Annotated in this window: 18 protein-coding genes and 1 other annotated feature (1 of these 19 running past the window's edge); of the genes, 15 read left to right on the top strand and 3 right to left on the bottom strand. The window is 53.5% G+C overall.

Going from position 1 to position 18,980, the window contains the following annotated elements; genetic code table 11:
- Nucleotides 1-107, top strand: a sequence feature (ribosomal protein L20 leader region) (it extends 31 nt beyond the left edge of the window).
- Between the two features lie 5 nt (nt 108-112).
- The 7 genes from infC to DQG23_RS10865 all read left to right on the top strand — a co-directional run bounded on the left by infC (nt 113) and on the right by DQG23_RS10865 (nt 7,447).
- Nucleotides 113-646 (top strand): translation initiation factor IF-3, encoded by a 534-nt coding sequence (gene infC / locus DQG23_RS10900; protein ID WP_420330227.1) that lies wholly within the window; start codon nt 113-115, stop codon nt 644-646.
- 80 nt (nt 647-726) lie between these two features.
- Nucleotides 727-927, top strand: a complete 201-nt coding sequence (gene rpmI / locus DQG23_RS10895; protein WP_113030870.1) for a 50S ribosomal protein L35 — start codon at nt 727-729, stop codon at nt 925-927.
- A gap of 111 nt (nt 928-1,038) precedes the next feature.
- On the top strand, nt 1,039-1,398 hold the full coding sequence (rplT, locus tag DQG23_RS10890; RefSeq protein ID WP_113030869.1) for a 50S ribosomal protein L20: 360 nt from the start codon (nt 1,039-1,041) through the stop codon (nt 1,396-1,398).
- A gap of 971 nt (nt 1,399-2,369) precedes the next feature.
- Nucleotides 2,370-4,112, top strand: coding sequence for a biosynthetic-type acetolactate synthase large subunit (gene ilvB, locus DQG23_RS10880; protein ID WP_113030867.1), 1,743 nt, complete (start codon nt 2,370-2,372; stop codon nt 4,110-4,112).
- A 2-nt stretch (nt 4,113-4,114) separates the two neighbouring features.
- Entirely contained in the window at nt 4,115-4,591 is a 477-nt protein-coding gene (gene ilvN, locus DQG23_RS10875) for an acetolactate synthase small subunit (protein WP_113031089.1), read from the top strand.
- A 173-nt stretch (nt 4,592-4,764) separates the two neighbouring features.
- Nucleotides 4,765-5,757 (top strand): ketol-acid reductoisomerase, encoded by a 993-nt coding sequence (ilvC, locus tag DQG23_RS10870; protein ID WP_113030866.1) that lies wholly within the window; start codon nt 4,765-4,767, stop codon nt 5,755-5,757.
- A gap of 139 nt (nt 5,758-5,896) precedes the next feature.
- Nucleotides 5,897-7,447, top strand: a complete 1,551-nt coding sequence (locus DQG23_RS10865) for a 2-isopropylmalate synthase (RefSeq protein WP_113030865.1) — start codon at nt 5,897-5,899, stop codon at nt 7,445-7,447.
- A gap of 300 nt (nt 7,448-7,747) precedes the next feature.
- Here the strand turns inward: DQG23_RS10865 and DQG23_RS10860 are convergent, their stop codons facing one another.
- Nucleotides 7,748-8,512: a hypothetical protein gene (locus tag DQG23_RS10860; RefSeq protein WP_113030864.1), complete on the bottom strand. Its 765-nt coding sequence runs from the start codon at nt 8,510-8,512 to the stop codon at nt 7,748-7,750.
- A 208-nt stretch (nt 8,513-8,720) separates the two neighbouring features.
- Between DQG23_RS10860 and DQG23_RS10855 the strand changes: the two genes are divergently transcribed.
- Entirely contained in the window at nt 8,721-9,506 is a 786-nt protein-coding gene (locus DQG23_RS10855; RefSeq protein WP_113030863.1) for an SDR family NAD(P)-dependent oxidoreductase, read from the top strand.
- 90 nt (nt 9,507-9,596) lie between these two features.
- Here the strand turns inward: DQG23_RS10855 and DQG23_RS10850 are convergent, their stop codons facing one another.
- A complete protein-coding gene (locus DQG23_RS10850; RefSeq protein WP_113030862.1) occupies nt 9,597-9,860 on the bottom strand; it encodes a DUF2573 family protein in 264 nt (87 codons plus the stop codon).
- 217 nt (nt 9,861-10,077) lie between these two features.
- Between DQG23_RS10850 and DQG23_RS10845 the strand changes: the two genes are divergently transcribed.
- Together DQG23_RS10845 and DQG23_RS10840 are read left to right on the top strand one after the other, a co-directional pair.
- A complete protein-coding gene (locus tag DQG23_RS10845) occupies nt 10,078-10,659 on the top strand; it encodes an RNA polymerase sigma factor (RefSeq protein ID WP_113030861.1) in 582 nt (193 codons plus the stop codon).
- Complete coding sequence (locus tag DQG23_RS10840; protein WP_113030860.1) at nt 10,649-11,443, top strand: DUF4367 domain-containing protein; 795 nt, start codon at nt 10,649-10,651, stop codon at nt 11,441-11,443. Before DQG23_RS10845 ends, DQG23_RS10840 begins: the two co-directional genes overlap by 11 nt.
- Before the next feature lie 108 nt (nt 11,444-11,551).
- Here DQG23_RS10840 and DQG23_RS10835 read toward each other — a convergent pair whose 3' ends face one another.
- Nucleotides 11,552-12,094 (bottom strand): hypothetical protein, encoded by a 543-nt coding sequence (locus DQG23_RS10835; RefSeq protein ID WP_113030859.1) that lies wholly within the window; start codon nt 12,092-12,094, stop codon nt 11,552-11,554.
- A 219-nt stretch (nt 12,095-12,313) separates the two neighbouring features.
- On the opposite strand from DQG23_RS10835, the gene DQG23_RS10830 reads away from it, so the two are divergent.
- The 5 genes from DQG23_RS10830 (at nt 12,314) to DQG23_RS10810 (ending at nt 18,879) form a co-directional block, all read left to right on the top strand.
- Nucleotides 12,314-13,822 carry a DEAD/DEAH box helicase gene (locus DQG23_RS10830; RefSeq protein ID WP_113030858.1) on the top strand — a complete coding sequence of 503 codons (1,509 nt, stop codon included), beginning with the start codon at nt 12,314-12,316 and terminating at the stop codon, nt 13,820-13,822.
- 115 nt (nt 13,823-13,937) lie between these two features.
- Nucleotides 13,938-14,480: a hypothetical protein gene (locus DQG23_RS10825; RefSeq protein ID WP_113030857.1), complete on the top strand. Its 543-nt coding sequence runs from the start codon at nt 13,938-13,940 to the stop codon at nt 14,478-14,480.
- Nucleotides 14,481-14,519: 39 nt separating this feature from the next.
- Complete coding sequence (locus DQG23_RS10820) at nt 14,520-15,503, top strand: NAD(P)H-quinone oxidoreductase (RefSeq protein ID WP_113030856.1); 984 nt, start codon at nt 14,520-14,522, stop codon at nt 15,501-15,503.
- Nucleotides 15,504-15,981: 478 nt separating this feature from the next.
- Entirely contained in the window at nt 15,982-17,178 is a 1,197-nt protein-coding gene (locus DQG23_RS10815; RefSeq protein WP_158560402.1) for a glycoside hydrolase family 88 protein, read from the top strand.
- Nucleotides 17,179-17,352: 174 nt separating this feature from the next.
- Nucleotides 17,353-18,879 carry an ABC transporter substrate-binding protein gene (locus tag DQG23_RS10810; protein WP_113030854.1) on the top strand — a complete coding sequence of 509 codons (1,527 nt, stop codon included), beginning with the start codon at nt 17,353-17,355 and terminating at the stop codon, nt 18,877-18,879.
- Nucleotides 18,880-18,980: the final 101 nt, after the last annotated feature.

The raw sequence follows: 18,980 nt of genomic DNA, 5'->3' as shown, positions 1-18,980 counted from the left end.
GACCGACTTGCGTTGGCTGGTATGGGATCCATAACATCATCAATCTCGACTTTTGATGCGATCTTGGAAGATGTGGGCTGAAGAAGCTTACATCTTTTTTTAGTTGTCAAATATCTCGAGGAGGTGGCAGGTTATCAGTAAAGATCATTTAATTAACGACGAAATCCGTGTCAAGGAGGTCCGCCTGATCGGGGCAGACGGCGAGCAGCTCGGCATCAAGCCGATTCGTGAAGCCATGCAGATCGCGTTGGACGCAAGCCTAGACCTAGTCAATGTCGCACCGACGGCGAAGCCGCCCGTATGCCGTATTATGGATTACGGGAAATTCCGGTACGAAATGCAGAAGAAAGAGAAAGAAGCCCGCAAAAATCAGAAAATCGTCGAGCTCAAAGAAGTTCGCTTCAGCGCGACGATCGATGAGCACGACTTCCAAACTAAGCTTCGCAACGTTTTGAAGTTTCTGAACGAAGGCGACAAAGTGAAATGCTCCGTACGTTTCCGCGGCCGGGAAATCACGCATGCCGAGATCGGCAGAAAAGTGCTTGAGCGCGTAGCGAAGGAAGCGGCGGAAATTTGCAACGTCGAGCGCATGCCTAAGCTGGAAGGCCGCAGCATGATCATGATTTTGCAGCCCAAGCAGCAGTAATTAAACGCAGTGCCGCGTATCGGCAGCCGGTTTACGCTTAACCGACAGGCACTACTTCATTTCAAGGAGGACGAACCACCATGCCAAAAATGAAAACTCACCGTGGCGCCGCAAAGCGTTTTTCCAAAACGGGCACAGGTAAAATCAAAAGAAGCCACGCTTTCAAACGCCACATTCTTGAGAAAAAATCTCCTGGACGCAAGCGCGCACTGGGTAAATCGGCGATCATGGCCAAAGGCGACGTTAAACGCATCGAGCAAATGATCGTTTACATGAAGTAATTCATGTAATATCGGATCTAAACCGCACGGAATGGAACGCCAATGGGAGCCGGTTAACTTGCGCCGCAAGCGGTAACCAATAATTTTAAATTTTTCAGGAGGCTGAACACTATGGCAAGAGTAAAAGGCGGGTTTGTCACTCGTCGTCGTCATAAAAAGATTTTGAAGCTGGCAAAAGGTTATTTCGGTTCGAAGCATCGCCTGTTTAAAACAGCGAACGCGCAAGTCATGAAATCCCTGCTTTACGCATACCGGGATCGCCGTCAGAAAAAACGCGATTTCCGCAAACTGTGGATCGCACGTATTAACGCTGCAGCACGCATCAACGGCTTGAGCTACAGCAAGTTCATGCACGGCTTGAAGCTGTCCGGCATCGACGTAAACCGCAAAATCCTGGCTGATCTGGCTGTAACGGATGCGAAAGCATTTGCCGATCTGGCAACCGCAGCTAAAGCGAAAGTGAACGCTTAATCGCGAGCTTTCGGTTATATAGAGATCTTTCCGCACGAATGTTTTCGGGCGGGAAGATCTTTTTTGAATTTAGCGGGTAGTATAAACGTGTAGCCGGTTAACTCGGAGCAAGGGTCGAGGTTCGCGTAGAATTGTAAATCGAATTTGCCCGCTTGGAGCAAGAGATCGAGGCTCGCGAAGTGCCGCAGTCCGATTTTTCCGGCTTGCAGAGTGGTTTCACCGGTGTGCTGAGCAAAATACCCGCTGCAAGCAGGCGTTTTCGGACTACAGGCGGGAAAAGGAAGCCGTACTCGATTCCAAGTGGGCAAAACCGGACTGCGGATCAGGCAAGGCACAAGACAAGGAACATCCGGTGAAAATCCGGTCGGTCGGCCGTACAAACCGGAATATATAAATGCTGGAAGCAAAAACGGGCAGAAGAACGGATTTTCCTGCGCCGGATATGCATTCTCGGGCATACGGAATCTCGTTTACGGACGTAAAATGCCGGTCGCCGCATTCGGTACTACGTTAAAGGGTTGACGAACAGCCGTAAACTGCATATAATAATCTTTATTATTAGTTCAACACGTTATCGGCAATGACGAGGACGAAGCACTAAGGGCTCTTATGTTCCAGAGAGTGATCGGATCAGCTGAAACCGACGCCTTAATCCCTTATTCGCGAGCTCACCTCCGAGCTGTTTCCTTGAACAGCAGACGCAACTGCAATTGCGGCTGGCCATTAGGGGAAATCGGATTGGCACACGTTACCGTGCTTTAGGTTGCAGGCAGGCTGCGTGCCATACTGTATACCTATTAAGGTTATGTGCTGCGAGGCGCATAACAAATTCGGGTGGTACCACGGAAGCTACATCCCTTTCGTCCCTTCGATGCCTTTAGGCATGCGGGACGGAAGGGATTTTTTATTTATACCGCCCGAATGGAAAGCCAGGATCAATGTTTCGTTAATTTTTGAGGGGAGGGTTCAGGATGAGTGTTCAAAGTCCGACGAAAGTACTGAAAGATGAACTGAAAGAGAAACTGATGAAGCCCGATTACATCTCCGGTTCGGAAATTTTGCTTCGCAGCCTGCTGCTGGAAGGTGTTGAGTGCGTGTTCGGTTATCCGGGCGGCGCGGTGCTGTTCATCTATGACGCCATGCATGGCAATCCGGATTTCCATCACCTGCTGACCCGCCATGAGCAGGGCGCAATTCATGCGGCTGACGGGTACGCCAGAACGACAGGGAAGGTAGGCGTCTGCATCGCGACATCCGGTCCGGGGGCAACCAACCTCGTGACGGGAATCGCTACCGCCTACATGGATTCGGTGCCGCTTGTGGTCATTACCGGAAACGTAGCGACTTCATTGATCGGAACGGACGCTTTCCAAGAAGCGGATATCGTCGGCATTACGATGCCGATTACGAAGCACAGCTACCTGGTTCGCGATGTAGAGGATTTGCCGCGGATCATTCACGAAGCGTTCCATATCGCGAATACGGGCCGCAAAGGGCCGGTATTGATCGATATTCCGAAGGACGTTTCGGCCCACAAAACGACGTATAAGCCGGTGCAAAGCGTCAGCGTGCGCGGTTACAACCCGAACGTCGAGCCGAACAAGCTGCAGGTCGACAAAATGCTCAAGCTGATTCAGGAGTCCGAGCGTCCCGTCATTTTGGCAGGCGGCGGCGTCGTTTATGCCGATGCGGGCGAGGAGCTTCTGGAGTTCGTCAATAAAACGCGGATCCCGGTTACGACTACGCTGCTCGGTTTAAGCGGCTTCCCAAGCGGCCACGAGCTGTGGATGGGGATGCCGGGGATGCACGGAACCTATACGGCGAACAAATCGATTCAAAGCGCGGATTTGCTCATTTCCATCGGCGCACGCTTCGATGACCGCGTAACCGGCAAGCTGAGCGGCTTCGCGCCGAACGCGAAAATCGTTCATATCGATATCGATCCGGCCGAAATCGGCAAAAACGTCGAAACGCTCATTCCGATCGTAGGCGACGTCAAGAACGTGCTGCAGTACGCAAACACGAAGGCACAGCCGGCAAATTCGGAAGCGTGGATCGCTAGCGTACAGGAAAGCTCGCGGCAATATCCGTATTCCTACAAAGATTCGGATACCGAGCTGAAGCCGCAATACGTTATCGAGATGCTTAACGACACGACGAAGGGCGACGCGATCGTAACGACCGACGTAGGCCAGCATCAAATGTGGGCGGCCCAATATTACAGGTTCAACCGGCCCCGCTCTTGGGTCACCTCCGGCGGTCTCGGCACGATGGGCTACGGCTTCCCATCGGCGATCGGCGCTCAGATGGGCAATCCGGATAAGCTTGTCATCTCGATCAACGGCGACGGCGGGATGCAAATGTGCTCGCAGGAGCTGGCGATTTGCGCTATCAACAACATCCCGGTCAAAATCGTCGTTATCAACAACCAGGTGCTCGGCATGGTGCGTCAATGGCAGGAGCTTATTTACGACAACCGTTACAGCCATATCGACTTGGCGGGCAGCCCGGACTTCGTGAAGCTTGCCGAAGCTTATGGCGTTAAGGGGCTTCGCGCTACGAACAAGGAAGAGGCGCAGCAAGCTTGGAAAGAAGCGATGGATACGCCGGGACCGGTGCTGGTCGAGTTCGTCGTACGCAAGGATGAGAACGTCTATCCGATGGTGGCGCAAGGAAGCACGATCGATGAGATGATCATGGGGGATGCGGAATGAACATGAGAAGACATACGATTTCCGTTCTGGTCAACAACCAGCCGGGCGTGCTGCAACGGGTTTCCGGCCTGTTCGGCCGCCGCGGATTTAATATCGAAAGCATTACGGTAGGCGCTTCGGAAGAGCAAGGCTTGTCGCGGATGGTCATCGTGACGACCGGCGACGACCGGACGCTCGAGCAAATTTCGAAGCAGCTGTATAAGCTCGTCGACGTCATTAAAGTAGTCGATCTGAGCGCGAACCCGATGGTTGCCCGCGAACTGGCGCTGATCAAAATCAGCGCGGTTCCGGCGCAGCGTCCGGAAATTCTCGGCATCGTCGAGACGTTCCGCGCAGCCGTCGTCGATATCGGCCCTCATTCGCTGGTGGTGCAAGCCGTCGGCGATACGGACAAAATCGACGCGATGGCCGAGCTGCTCAAGCCATACGGAATCCGTGAATTTTCACGGACAGGCGTAACCGCAATGACACGCGGCTAAGCCGCCAATCAGTCATTATCAATCAATTAACGATTCCCGCGTGAGCGGGGGTTTGAGCGGATGCGCGGCGGCTTGTCCGGCGCCGGCGCCCTTCGGAACGGGAGCTTTCCATAAGTGTTCCGGCGTTCAAACGCCCGTTCACAGGGTTTTAAATTAAAGGAGGATATCATCCAATGGCAGTTACATTGTACTATGAGAAAGACGCAGACTTAAGCGTACTTCAAGGCAAAACAATCGCAATCATCGGCTACGGCAGCCAAGGGCATGCCCAAGCGCAAAACCTGCGCGACAGCGGTCTTAAAGTCATTATCGGTCTTCGTAAAGGACGTTCGTGGGATCAAGCGGTAAACGACGGCTTCGAAGTTTACTCCGTAGCGGACGCTTCTTCCCAAGCGGATCTGGTGCAAATCCTGATGCCGGACGAAACGCAAGCGAAAGTATATAACGAAGAAATTCAGCCGAACCTGAAAGACGGCGCTGCAATCGTCTTCTCGCACGGCTTCAACGTTCACTTCGGTCAAATCAACCCTTCGGCTGACAAAGACGTATTCCTGGTCGCTCCGAAATCGCCGGGCCACATGGTTCGCCGCGTATTCGTAGAAGGCTTCGGGGTTCCAGGTCTTATCGCCGTTCATCAAGACGCTTCCGGCAAAGCGAAAGAAATCGGTCTTGCTTATGCTAAAGGCATCGGTTGTACGCGTGCGGGCGTTATCGAAACTTCTTTCAAAGAAGAAACCGAAACCGACCTGTTCGGCGAACAAGCCGTATTGTGCGGCGGCGCATCCGCGCTCGTTAAAGCGGGCTTCGAAACGCTGGTTGAAGCAGGCTACGCTCCTGAGATGGCTTACTTCGAGTGCTTGCACGAGCTGAAGCTGATCGTTGACCTGATGTACGAAGGCGGCCTCGCTTCGATGCGTCACTCGATCTCCAACACGGCGGAGTACGGCGACTACGTTACAGGACCTCGCATCGTAACCGAAGAAACGAAGAAAGAAATGAAACGCGTTCTCGAAGATATCCAACAAGGTAAATTCGCACGCGACTTCATCCTCGAGAACCAATCGAACCGCGCGTTCCTGACGGCTACTCGCCGCAGAGAAGCCGAGCATCCGATCGAGGTTGTCGGCGGACAACTGCGTGAATTGATGCACTGGATCAAGAAGTAAGACAAGCGTTATCCGCATAAAGTAGTAAAAGTGCGGCCTAATAAGAACAATGCGGGGAATATATCCGAACGCCGATCGCTGGCGGGTGGTATGTTCCCCGCTCTTTAACGAGAGCATACACAAGCAGGAGGTGACAGGGATGAGGAAGATCTATATTTTCGATACGACGCTGCGTGACGGCGAGCAATCGCCCGGGGTCAACCTGAATACCCAGGAGAAGGTGGAAATCGGTCTCCAGCTTGAGAAGCTTGGAGTGGACCGGATCGAAGCCGGATTTCCGGCAGCCTCGCCCGGCGATCTGGCTGCGGTAAACGCGGTTGCGCGTTCGGTTAAGAATGCGACGATCATCGGACTTGCCCGTTCCCGGGAGAAGGATATCGATGCGGTTTACGAAGCGCTTAAGGGCGCTCAGGATCCTTGCCTGCACGTATTTTTGGCGACCTCGCCCATTCACCGGAAGCACAAGCTGCGGATGGAGAAGCATCAGGTGCTGGAGACGGCGGAAGCGGCAATTAAATACGCCAAAAAATACTTCAGCAAGATCGAGTTTTCCGCAGAGGACGCCGGACGTACCGAGCTGGATTTCCTGTGCGAGGTTACTGAGCTTGCGATCCGCACCGGCGCGACGGTCGTTAACATTCCCGACACGGTCGGTTATATGAATCCGAGCGAGTACGGGAATATTTTCAAGACGCTGAAGGAAAATGTGAAGGGCATCGAGAAAATCCAGCTCAGCGCTCACTGTCACGACGATCTCGGCATGGCTACGGCGAACGCATTGGCCGCTATTTTGAACGGCGCCGATCAAATCGAAGGCACGATCAACGGCATCGGCGAGCGTGCGGGCAATACGTCGATCGAGGAAGTCGTTATGGCGCTTGAAACGAGATCCGAGTTTTTCCAAGCCAAATCGTCGCTTGTACTGAATGAAATTTACCGTACGAGCCGTTTGGTCAGCAAGCTGTCAGGAATGGTTGTGCCCGGCAACAAAGCGATCGTAGGAGCCAACGCGTTCGCACATGAGTCGGGTATTCACCAGGACGGCATGCTGAAGGAAAAAACGACCTATGAAATCATGTCGCCGGAAACGATCGGACTCAAGGAAAGCAAGCTGGTGCTCGGCAAGCATTCCGGCCGCCACGCATTCCGCGAAAAGCTGACCGATCTCGGCTACGAGCTGAACGACGAGCAGGTGAATGCCGCATTCGCGAAGTTCAAGGATTTGGCGGATAAGAAGAAGGACGTAACCGACGAGGACATCCGTGCGCTGATCGAGGAGAAGCTCGTTTCTACGCCGGAGGTTTACGTGCTGGAGACGATCCAAGTATCGTACGGCAACCAATCCGTGCCGTCCGCTACCGTACGCATTCATACGGCTGAAGGAAACGTGCTGGAGGAAGCGGCGATCGGCAACGGCTCGGTCGATGCGATCTACAAGGCGATCGACAAGGCTGCGCAGGAAGAAGTGGAACTTGACGATTACTCGATCAAATCGGTCACCCACGGCAAAGACGCCCTTGGCGAAGTGCATGTCGTGCTTAAGCAAGGCGACTATTCGGTTCAAGGCCGCGGCGTCAGCACCGATATTTTGGAAGCAAGCGCCAAAGCGTATATCGATGCGCTGAACAGGCTGATAGACAGACGCAAAACAGGGGCGACGCGCCGCGACAGCAGCGTGACGCTCATATAATGATAAAGCTGCCGGGATTCCCGGCAGCTTTTTTGATAGTTTAAGACAGCATATCCTTCGCCGATTGTTCGACTTTCCGGTAAACGCGCCTGTCCTTAGTTTATGCTTACGAATTCGCATTCTTCGAAAGCGTTTAGGACGGCGCAGCCGTTTATCCTTGATTTATCAGAAAGTATATCGTGGAAGAGGCTCTAAATCTCGGTAAACGCCAGCGTCAAAGACGCCGGTAGCCGTTTATCCTTGTCGGACGAGACCCCCGCTTGACCACGACGGATGCAAAATACGGTTCTACTCATTCGCTTATCTGCTTTTTCTTTTTCCAGTACGCATCGCTTTTCGAGCTTGGAATATGGCCGATCTATTAAGTCTTCTTAGCATTGCCGTATTCGATCTTTTCGCGGCTGCGCCGGAAGCGGCGTTTTCGATAAGCACCCTGCTGCGCCGGGCAACGATGCACTGCGCAGCGTTGATAAACGGATTGTTTGCAGGGACGACGGGGAACATGAGGTTCTGACTATTATTGTTATGCGAACTTCCAGGGTTCGACGGGTCATTGATCGTAAAGCTGAGCGGACTATTCGTTAAGAATCGGCCGAACAAAACATGACCGGCTTCATGCGCAAGAACGTAGCGGGCGAACGTAGTGCCGGCGATATCGGTCAGCACGACATGTCCGACTAATCCATAGCTGGCCGTGCTGTTGAAAAAGGTAAATCGGGGACCGCCATTGCCCACGGCGAAGCCGTCGGCCAGTCGATCTCCGCTTAAATATACTACATAGATGGCCGCTTGCTGGTTTCTGAGCGTTCTGACTTGCTGGATCAGCCGATCCACTCTTGGATCCGCTACGCCGGCCACTGTGCTTGCGTTGATGATTGTGCTTGAATTATAAATCGCCGTCGCAACAAAGCTGATCTCGCATCTCACACCCGGGGAAAACCCGCTGAACCATGCCGCATTCGCAGCTGCAACATCCGCCAGAACTCTTGCGCGGCGCTGGTCTGCAGTAGCGCTTGAGCGGGAGTTTCTCGTAAAGATACCGACTACACGAACGGTAAAGGGCATAACATCAACTCCTTTCTTAAGAGGTTATATTATTCTATTACTCTCTGAAAATTATGATTGGGTTGATAGAGAAATCCATTCCTCAAATAAAGCCGCACCGGCCCTCCAGGCAGCTTTTTGGCGCGGGAAGGGACAAATCGACAACAGCAGCCGTATCGGGTAAAATGATGTCAGCATGCACAGTTCGGAAGAAACGAGGGAATGGCGGATGAGCAATCGGCGGCTTGAAGGAAAGGTGGTTGTCATTACGGGAGCTTCCAGCGGCATAGGCGCGCTTATGGGCGAAGGCGTGGCCCGGGAAGGAGGAATCCCCGTCCTGATGGCGAGATCGGCGGATAAGCTGGAGCAGGTGGCTTCGCGGATTAACGGGGAGTATGGCTTGTACCGGCTCGACGTGACGTCTTCGGAGCAGGTTTTTGCGGTGATGGAGCAGGTGCTGGCGAGGTACGGGAAAATCGACGTGCTGATCAATAACGCGGGATACGGCGTATTCGAGACGATCGAGAAGGCCGAGCTCGCGACGATCGAGGACATGATGGATGTAAACTACATGGGAACGGTGCGCTGCACGAAGGCGGTCCTGCCCGCGATGCTGAAGGCCGGAAGCGGCCATATCGTCAATATCGCGTCGATGGCCGGCAAGATCGGCTCCGCCAAATCAAGCGGATATTCGGCAACGAAGCATGCCGTGCTCGGTTTTACGAACTGCATCCGGCAGGATCTTATGAAGGCAGGCATCTCGGTAACGGCCGTCAATCCGGGGCCGATCGATACGCCTTTCTTCGAGCGTGCGGACCCAAGCGGACAATACGTAAGCAACGTCAAATGGTTCATGCTGCGTCCGGAGCAAGTCACGGAGGCCGTCATCACGGCGATCGTCAAGCGCAAGGCGGAAATCGACCTCCCGCTTATGGCGGCGGCCGGTATTCGGCTGTACCAGCTGCTGCCGCGTTTGTTCGACCGGGTCGCCCACCGAATGCTCAACAAAAAATAGAGCCTCGGCAAGGCTAATAATCGGCGCGTTTTACCTATAAGCCGGGCAAACGGCGGAGGGGACAATAAAAAAGAAGCAAACGAGAGTCGGCTAGGACTCGGCATTTGCTTCCTTTTTTGCTTTAAGTGCGGCGTTCAAATCACGGATTTCCTCGAACAGCTTGCGGATGTCGGCTTTTCCTTCGGGATGCGACTGGTTCCAGTGGCCGGCGAGCGCAGGCATCGTTTTGTGGATCTGGTTGTATAAGGCCCATTTCTTCACCTTGGCGATCATCTCGGGAGAATCGTCGCCGGTCAGCAGCTCCGCATATTTTTCAATCAACGCTTCAAATTGTTCGTCTACCGGATTGCTCATGTCCAGCCCCCTCAACTATTTGCTATCTCGTTTCGCATGATGTAATAATAGTCTAACGAACCGCCGTACGGATGTCAAAATAGCATATGCAAGACCAAAATAGCAAAATTTGCGGGTTTATGCAAGAATGTTGCACGAGAATACTTGCCCTTGCGCATCATTTGGCCTAATATGGAAATTGATGACGTCTATGCTTGTCGATTGTTGGAGGTCTTTTATGTCTAGTCAATTGGTTTTGATGTTCTCATCCGATTTCCATGCGTTTCCGCTCGCATTGCAGCAGCAAGTATATCACGAGTTCTATAAAATGGTATACCCCATGGTTTACGGTATCGTAAGAGATCACGGGCTGACAGAGGATCTTATACAAGAATCGTTTATGCGCGTCATGCGCAAAGCCGAGCAGCTCCAGGAAGCGGACAAGCTGGAGTGGTGGTTGAAAGTGCTTACAAGAAATGTGACGCTGAACTATTTACGCAAAATCAAGCGAAATCGCGACGAGCTGGAATCAGAGGGTGTCTTCGAAACTAGAGAGATTGCGAGTACCGCAGCGGAAGTGCCGGTGGAGCAAGAAGTGGAAGCACGGATGATGAAAGAGGCCATTGCGAAATATTTAGCCAAGCTGAAGCCGGAGCATAGGCAAATTATCGAGCTGAGATGGATGCACCAGCTTTCCTACAAGGAAATCGGATCGATTTTGAACTTCTCGGAAGAAGTGGTCAGACAGAAATTGTTTCGGGCTAGGGAAAGCATCAGGAAACGGCTGAAGGAAGATTGGGGGATCGAGCATGGATCGTGAAACATTCGATCGTATGTTCGATGAGGCATTCGATGCGGCAGTAAGGGAAAGCAGGCCCGGCTCGGCCTCTTCGCCCGAGGAATCCTGGGAGCGTGTTCGTAAAATGCTGGAGGCGGAAAAAAGACGCAGGGCCATACTGCGCAAATTATCGATGATCGTCACCGTCGTCACTTCGCTGCTGATCGGAGCGCTCCTGTTCGGTCAAGCGCAGGTGACGGATGCTTTTAGGCCGTTCACGCAATTTTTCAAAGAGGACGCGTTGTCCTTGTTCAGGGGTTCTTCCGAGCCTACGAACGAAGGGGCGCTGACGGCTCCGCCTCCCGATGCGGGCAGCGCTCCCGTATCCGGCAAGAGCGGCGTACAATCGACCGGAAGCGCGGAAGAGAAAATTACGGTTTATTCGTTCGAGGAAGCGGTCAAGCTGTCGACGGCACCGATCTTTCAGCCGGAGAACGTGCCGGAGGGCTTCAAGCTTGCTTACATTTATTTGTTCAAAGGCAAGGAGAAACAGGTTTCACGTGTGTATCTGAGGTATGAGAACGGCGAGGGCAAGTATTATCGCTACGAGCAAAATATGCAATCGCTGGATTCGTGGTTATCGCAGTTTTTCAATAAAGAGGCTAATAAGCTGGAAGACATCGTTATCGGAGACAATGAGGTTAAGGTCATTTCCGATGCCAAGGGAAAAAAGACGCTTGTCTGGACATTTGCGGCCGGCACGCTCAGCCTATCCGGCAATATCGAGGATAGTCTCTTGATGGAGCTGACCATGCTTAAAAAATAAAGGGGGCCGATTCGGCACCCCTGTTCGTCTATCAAAAACAGTGTCGTGAAAACGGCGGCAGTCAAACCGGGGATAACGCCGGCACCGCTGCGTGACAGCGTCAGCGGACTAATTGATCAGCGCGCTTATGCCGGTAACGTTACCGGACTCATAAACGCCGGAATGGTTGACGTAATGGTAGCTGACAATGCGGTAGTAGTAGCCTTTGGTGATCGTAACGATTTTGCTGCCTGCGTGATAAGTGCTGTAGTTGTCGACGTAATAGCCGCTGACATCGTGGTTGACCCAAGCGCTGCCCGTCCATCTTTGCAAGGTCAGCTGAACGCCGATCGTCTCCGCACTAACGGTTGCGAAGGTTGCGCCGCTCATATCGACCGTCCCGTTATGCAGGTTGGTCAGCAAATTGTTGCCGTCCTCCAAATAGATATGACTCGGATCGAAGGAGTAGGGCTGAGTGCCCGAATCGGTGCGCTGCGCAGGAAAGCGAATGAGCTTCTGCTCGTTGCCGGTTACAGGCGGCGGAGGCGTTAAAGCTCCGCTCTCGTACCCGGTTGCGGGATCGGCGGCTGCCGTCGATACGGCGGAAACCATGGCAAGAATGAGGGCTAACGCAAGGATGACTGCTTTTGAGGCGCGAAAACGTGTAAACATAGTAAAAACCTCCCCTTTATAATGTCAAAAATGGTCCTACAAGGATATAGACATGCAGAATATTGTAGGTATTACGAACCGTTTGTCATTTGCCGCTAAAAATGTTGAGATTTGCGAACCGAGCGGAAGAATGCCGCTGTGCATTTGTGATCGGCCGGTTGGTGGCATATAATAGAATCACTTTGACACCCCACCGAACATTAGGAAAAGAGGATGTACATGCCGGACCGTTTCGAGTCTTTATCCATACAAGCAAATTACGCCCAAAAGCTGCGGGAACGCGGAATCGAGGAACCGACGCCGATTCAGGCGGAAGCGATTCCCCTTATTCTGGAGGGGAAGGACGTCGTGGCTCAGTCGCAAACCGGTACGGGCAAAACGCTGGCCTTCGCGCTTCCGATCGTTCAGAAGCTCGATCCGGAGCTTAAGAAGCTGCAGGCGCTGATTATCGTGCCGACGCAGGAGCTGGGCATGCAGATAGCCGCTGTGCTGGAAGAACTAACTGCGGGGACGGGGCTGATCGCCCAGACGCTTATCGGCGGCGCTGCGCTGCAGAGGCAGCTCGACAAGCTGAAGCTGCATCCGCAGGTTGTCGTAGGGACGCCGGGCCGCGTGCTGGAGGTGCTGAAGCTCAGGAAGCTGTCGATGCATCACGTCCGCACGATCGTCGTTGACGAAGTTGACCAGGTGTTCGCGCTCGGGGCGATGAACGATGTGGAAACGATTTTCAAAAGCGCGCTGCGCGACCGCCAGCTGCTTTTCTTCTCCGCAACGGTGCCGGATACGATGGAAGCCGTCATCAAGCGTTGGATGCGCGAGCCGCAGTATATTAAGGCGGGCTCGGCCGGCAAGGCGGCCGGTACGCTTGAGCATCTGTTCGTCGTATGCGAGGAGCGCAATAAAATCGATACCGTCCGCCGGCTCGTACGCACGTATAACCCGCGGTCGGCGATCGTGTTCACGAACGAAATCGACAAGCTCGCGGAGGTTGTGGCAAAGCTGCAGTATGTCGGCTTGTCGGTAGAGGCGCTTTACGGAGAAGCGGGTAAGCAGGAGCGCGAGCGCGTGATGAAGGGCTTCCGCTCCGGCAGGTTTCAGCTGCTGCTGGCAACCGATGTCGCTTCCCGCGGACTCGATATCCCGGATGTCACGCATGTCATCAATTTGGATTTGCCGATCGACGCGGACCATTATGTCCATAGGGCAGGCAGAACCGGACGAATGGGACGCGCCGGTACGGTCATATCGATTTGCTCTTTGCGGGAACGATTCATCATCGACAAGTTCGCCAAAGCGCTTAATGTCCCGTTCGTTCAGAAGGAGCTTTTCGGCGGTTCGGTTGTCGAACCGGCCCGCCCCAAGAAGCCTGCGCCAGGCGGCGCGGGACGCGCTCGGAGCAATCCTGCAGCCGATGCGCGGGTCAGCGGGCTCGGCGGACCGGAAGGCGATCGGGATAAGCCGGGACACGGGCGCACGAACGGCAGCAGGCCGGGAAGCGGACGAGAAGGCGGTCTGGAGCGCAACGACAGCCGGAAGCCTGCCGGCAGCGCGGGCGACGTTCGCCAAGCGGCGGCAGGGCGTCCTGCAGCGAAGGCTGGGGCGGATAAAGGCCGTACAGCGCCTGTGAACGGGACGGGTAAAGCCAAGAGCGACCGGGAGCGGGACCGCAAAAACAAAGGGGCTCCGCGCTGGCTGAAGGACAAGGCGGAACAAGACAAGCAGAAGTAAGCTCCCGTACCGGAGAGGATAGGCGGAAGAAAAGTAAGGTTCCGCACTTGCTGAAGGACAAAGCGGAACAGGACCGGAATAAGTAAAGGTTCCCGTCAGGCGAGGGGGGAGACGTTTGAGAAAAGCGCTCGGGATTGCCGGCGTGCTGCTGCTGGCAGTAATCGCGGCGGCCGCCGTACTTCTCTGGTATATCCGCCCGGCGGAAACTCTCGATCTGTCCTATCGGGACATATCGATCGTTGAGAAAGTGACCGAGATGGTGCGCAAGCGCGAGCTCGTCGTCGAACTTGACGATGACGAGCTTAGCAATCTTGTGAAAAGAGCGATCGCGGAAAAGCCGCAGCTTACCGAAGACGTGCGCATTACGGGAGTGCGGGTCGAAACGGAGAACGGGCTGCTTGCGCTTCATGTCAATGCGGTAGCAAAAGGATTTGTGAAAGCGGGAGCTACGATTTATGCCAAGCTGGAATGGCGGGAGCCGAATTTGCTTCTTACGCTGGACCGAGGAGCCGTCAAAAAGCTTGAAATACCCGGGAAGTATTTTTCTCAGCAGAACTTCATAGTTCCTTTATATGACAAATTGCCGGCTTTAGTGGGAATTAAAGATATTCGCCTGGAGGACGGCAAGCTGCGAATCATGCTGAAGCTGCTGCGCTGAGTTCGCTCATAGGCGGCGATAACGACTGGAGGGACGACGATGAAAGCGGTATTGGTCGATCAGGAAGCACGGAAGCTGTACGTAGGGGATTGGGAGGAGCCGGTTGCCGCCGATGATGAACTGCTGATCAGCGTCAAGGCGACTGCATTGAACAGGGCCGATCTTTTGCAAAAAAGAGGCCTGTACCCGCCTCCGAAGGGCGCCTCTCCGATTATCGGCCTCGAGATGGCCGGCGTCGTGGAGAAGGTCGGCCAAGGCGTCAGCGGCTGGAAGCCCGGCGATCGCGTTTGCGCTCTTCTGCCGGGCGGCGGTTACGCGGAGCGGGTAACGATCCCGGCGGGAATGGCGATCCGCATTCCGGACGCGATGTCGTTCGAGGAGGCAGCAGCCGTACCGGAGGCATTCCTGACCGCCTACTTGAATTTGTTCGTGCTGGGCGGCCTGCAGTCCGGGCAGCACGTTCTCGTTCATGCCGGCGCCAGCGGCGTAGGTACGGCGGCTATCCAGCTTATTCGCGAAGCGGGAGCGCATGCGATCGCTACGGCGGGAAGCGAGGAGAAGCGGGCGGCGTGCCTGGAGCTGGGAGCCGAGCTTGCCATCGACTACAAAGCCGGACCGTTTGCTCCGGCTGTGCGCGAAGCGACCGGAGGCCGCGGCGTCGCGATCATCCTCGATTTTGTCGGGGCGTCTTATTGGCAGCAGAATATCGACTCGCTGGATACGGACGGAAGGCTTGTTCTGATCGGCATGATGGGCGGCTCGAAGCTGAAGGAGACCGTCGATCTCGGACCGCTCCTGATGCGGCGTCTGCAGGTAATCGGCTCGACGCTCCGCTCTTTGTCGGTCGAACGCAAGGTCGACCTGACCAAGCAGTTTGCAGCGTTTGCCGCTCAGCGCTTGGAGGACGGACGGCTTAAGCCGGTCATCGATTCCGTATTCGACGTCGCCGCGGTGAATGAAGCACATGAACGCATGGAGCAAAACTTGAACACGGGTAAAATCGTTTTGCGGATGAATCCGTGAATTCTTTTTTTAACCAAAAGCACAACAATCGTACGAAGGAAAAACTCCGCCGATTGTTGTGTTTTTGTTTTGTCTGAACGGATCATGAGGAAAAGGTAACCAGCAGCGATGCAAACGTTTAGGAAACAGAGAGCGGATAGAGGCCCATGACTACCTTGCGGGTCTTTTTATGCTTGCATTTGAAAAAAATTTTGGAAACGTTTCGGCATATCGGCTGCTCATTTCCGTTGATTCCTTCGGTGATTTCTATTCTATGAAGCTGCGGCTGGAAGCGATATAGAAAGCCGAAAAGAGTACAGCATGGAGTACAGAACGGAATACAGCAATACAAAATTTGTACAGTACCGAATAGATTGCATGTTGTGCCATGATGGAGTCCATAACGCTGCGAACGAGGCGATTACGGCATTTGACGAATCCGGCAGGGGCAGGAACACCTCGTTAGCAACGGTCGATGACAAGCCATGGAGGACATGCAATGAATTATGTACAGAATCATGCACACATTCGTGAACAACTGGAGAAAGCGCTTTCCGTTTGTGTGGAAAAGACAACACGGAACATAGAGAAGATCGGAACCGATCTGCGAGAGTTCCCGGAGGCGGCCGACGGACACTATTTTAGAAATCGGGAGCAAGCCATACCGCTTCAACACATTATGAGCTGGATTCCATCATTTTTCACGGGAATGGCGTATTGGTCGCATCGGGTATCGGGGAACGCCGCTTACTTGAAATGGATGAACGAGCTTTATCCGCTATACGAGCGCAAGGTTTTCGATCATGGCGGGGATACGATGCACGATCTCGGATTTTTGTATTCGCCATACTCGGTCGCTTTGTACCGACTCACCGGGGATGTGAATCAGCAAAAATTGGCGCTGAAAGCGGCGGACGAGCTCGCCAAACGATTCGATCTCAATGGAGACTATATTCGCGCCTGGGGCCGCATGGACGATCAAATTCCTCCTGACGTTACGGGAGAAGATGCGAATGACTGCTTTTATCTGGAGAGCAAAGGAGTCGCCATTATCGATTGTATGATGAATTTGCCGCTATTGTTCTGGGCAAGCGAGGAAACCGGCAATCCGTTTTATCGGAATATTGCCGTCCGACATGCCCAAACGACGAGAAAGCTGTTCATCCGAACGGACAAGTCCGTATATCAGGCCTTCCGATTTGATCCGGAAACGGGGGAGCCGGTAAGAGGCTGCAATTTTGGCGGCTTCGGCGATGAAACGTATTGGGCCAGGGGCACGGCTTGGGCGATATACGGATTTGCCATCGCGTTTTCCTACACGAGGATTCAGGAGTTTTTGGATACGGCAACGGAGCTGGCTCATACTTTTATCGCTCAGTTGGACGATAGCATTATTCCCGTCTGGGACTTTCGGCTGCCGCTCGGCCAAGAGAAGCTTAAAGATTCATCCGCTGCAGCCGTCGCCGTATGCGGGTTTCAGGAAATCATGAAGCATTCGCCTTCCGATCCTCTGCTGCGCGACTGGTCGAACAACATACTGCTGAAGCTGTCGGAACCGTCCTATTTGGATTCGAACGCCGACGTGCCCGGGGTGCTGAAAGAGTCGAACGGGAGAAGGTCCTATACTTCGTATGGCGACTACTACTATATGGAAGCGCTGGTACGCAGCGTCCATGGGCTGGACACGTTCTGGTAGTAATATAGCAAAAAGAAATATGTACAGTACAGGAATGGCCGAGGCTGTATCATAATGGAGTCAACTTTCATTCCAAGGTGAACAAGCTGCAGGGGGAATGAAAGGAGGGAACAGCGTTACTTTCTCGCTGCATGTATATATAATCAACTCGACTTATTTAATGGGAGGTCAACTATGATCAAATCGAAAATGTACCGAACTGCGTTTTTGTTTGGACTTTGCAGCGCGATTACGGCTGGGTGCAGCTCGAATGGAACGAAAGAAAACGGACAATCGAACGAATCGCCGTCGTCTTCGCCTGCACCTACCCAGGCGCAGCTGAAGCAGGTCGAGCTTTCCTGGTACTATCCGGTGCCGGCAATGCAAGGGGATCAACAAAAAATCGAAGAGGAAGTCAATAAATATATTAAAGAAAAAATCAATGCGACCGTTAAGCTGATGCCGGTTCCGATCGGCGATTACAAGCAAAAGCTGAACACGGTGACGGCCGCCTCGGAAGCGGTCGACATTATTTGGACAGGTTATTTGTTCCCGGTCGAGGAGAATGCCCGCAAAGGGTCGCTTCTGCCCATCGACGATCTGATCGAAAAGCATGCGCCTAACCTGAAGAAGGATGTTCCGAAGGTTATGTGGGACGGTCTTACGATCGACGGCCAAAAGTACGCGATCCCGAATCAGCAGACGAATACTTTCCAGTGGGGTGTGAGCGTGCAGAAGCGCTTTGCCGATAAATACAACCTGGATGTGAAAAGTATCAAGAAGATGGAGGACCTCGAGCCGTTCCTGGAAAAAATCAAGCAAAACGAGCCTGACATCATTCCGTACGGCAATTTCGGCTCCCAATATTATCCCGTTAACACGACATTGTGGGGCCTTCCGGGGGTGGACGGATATTTCTTCGTCAAAAAAGGCGATCCCAATTACGAGCTTCTGCGATATCCGGAAGAAGCTTTGATGAATTTCAAGCTGGCGAGCAAATGGTATAAAGCAGGGTACATTTACAAGGATGCGGCAACGGCGAAGGAAGCGGATTTTTATAGCAAAGGCAAGGTTGCCGTTCGCGGTATGAATACGCTGAATCCTGGCGTGGAAGCCGATATTAAAGCCGCCAACGGCGGGTTCGATGTCATCGCCATTCCTTTGTCCGACGCATTCACGAACGGATACAGCGCAACCACGAACCAGTCGATCAGCCGGACGTCCAAAAATCCGGAGCGGGCGATGATGTTCCTCGATCTGGTCAACTCGGATAAATATTTGTATAACCTGCTTTGCTACGGTATCTTGGACCAGCATTACGAGAAGGTATCCGACAACGTCGTGAAGGCGAAAGCGGAGTCGAAATACGCGCCGAACGTGAACTGGGTATTCGGCAGCGTGTTCAATTCCTATCTCAAAGAAGGGCAAGCCGCCAATGTATGGGAAGAAACGAAGAAGCGCAACGAAACGGCGGAGCAGAATCCGATCGGGGGCTTCAAGTTCAATTCCGAACCGGTCAATACGGAGAAAGCGAATATGAGCGCCGTCTGGGCGGAATATTCGAAAGGGATGGCAACGGGCACGATGGACTTCGACGCGACGTGGCCAACCGTTCTGGAGCGATTGAAGAAGGCGGGAGAAGACAAGTATGCAGCGGAAGTGAAGAAGCAATTTGAAGCGTATCTGAAAGAGAAGGGAATTAACAAAGTCCCCCAAAAGTGAAGTATGCCTCTGTAGCGTATTCCGTCCGCACCGAGCGCACTTTTCGGTCGGCGTCTAAACTTACCGTTAATCGCGGTCGAACTCCCTGATTTGCTTCGATC

The sequence above is a fragment of the Paenibacillus contaminans genome (assembly GCF_003285015.1).
Taxonomy (GTDB): Bacteria; Bacillota; Bacilli; order Paenibacillales; family NBRC-103111; genus Paenibacillus_V; species Paenibacillus_V contaminans.
Note: the sequence above shows the minus strand (reverse complement) of the source record. Positions and strands in the feature narration are given on the sequence as shown.

Excerpts from the sequence above, each read along its gene's own strand:
- DQG23_RS10830 (WP_113030858.1), top strand. The coding sequence starts at position 12,314 with ATGCCGGACCGTTTCGAGTCTTTATCCATACAAGCAAATTACGCCCAA.
- ilvN (WP_113031089.1), top strand. The coding sequence starts at position 4,115 with ATGAGAAGACATACGATTTCCGTTCTGGTCAACAACCAGCCGGGCGTG.
- DQG23_RS10855 (WP_113030863.1), top strand. The coding sequence starts at position 8,721 with ATGAGCAATCGGCGGCTTGAAGGAAAGGTGGTTGTCATTACGGGAGCT.
- DQG23_RS10810 (WP_113030854.1), top strand. The coding sequence starts at position 17,353 with ATGATCAAATCGAAAATGTACCGAACTGCGTTTTTGTTTGGACTTTGC.
- rplT (WP_113030869.1), top strand. The coding sequence starts at position 1,039 with ATGGCAAGAGTAAAAGGCGGGTTTGTCACTCGTCGTCGTCATAAAAAG.
- rpmI (WP_113030870.1), top strand. The coding sequence starts at position 727 with ATGCCAAAAATGAAAACTCACCGTGGCGCCGCAAAGCGTTTTTCCAAA.
- DQG23_RS10860 (WP_113030864.1), bottom strand. The coding sequence starts at position 8,512 with ATGCCCTTTACCGTTCGTGTAGTCGGTATCTTTACGAGAAACTCCCGC.
- DQG23_RS10840 (WP_113030860.1), top strand. The coding sequence starts at position 10,649 with ATGGATCGTGAAACATTCGATCGTATGTTCGATGAGGCATTCGATGCG.
- DQG23_RS10850 (WP_113030862.1), bottom strand. The coding sequence starts at position 9,860 with ATGAGCAATCCGGTAGACGAACAATTTGAAGCGTTGATTGAAAAATAT.
- DQG23_RS10865 (WP_113030865.1), top strand. The coding sequence starts at position 5,897 with ATGAGGAAGATCTATATTTTCGATACGACGCTGCGTGACGGCGAGCAA.
- DQG23_RS10815 (WP_158560402.1), top strand. The coding sequence starts at position 15,982 with ATGAATTATGTACAGAATCATGCACACATTCGTGAACAACTGGAGAAA.
- ilvB (WP_113030867.1), top strand. The coding sequence starts at position 2,370 with ATGAGTGTTCAAAGTCCGACGAAAGTACTGAAAGATGAACTGAAAGAG.
- DQG23_RS10835 (WP_113030859.1), bottom strand. The coding sequence starts at position 12,094 with ATGTTTACACGTTTTCGCGCCTCAAAAGCAGTCATCCTTGCGTTAGCC.
- DQG23_RS10845 (WP_113030861.1), top strand. The coding sequence starts at position 10,078 with ATGTCTAGTCAATTGGTTTTGATGTTCTCATCCGATTTCCATGCGTTT.
- DQG23_RS10820 (WP_113030856.1), top strand. The coding sequence starts at position 14,520 with ATGAAAGCGGTATTGGTCGATCAGGAAGCACGGAAGCTGTACGTAGGG.
- ilvC (WP_113030866.1), top strand. The coding sequence starts at position 4,765 with ATGGCAGTTACATTGTACTATGAGAAAGACGCAGACTTAAGCGTACTT.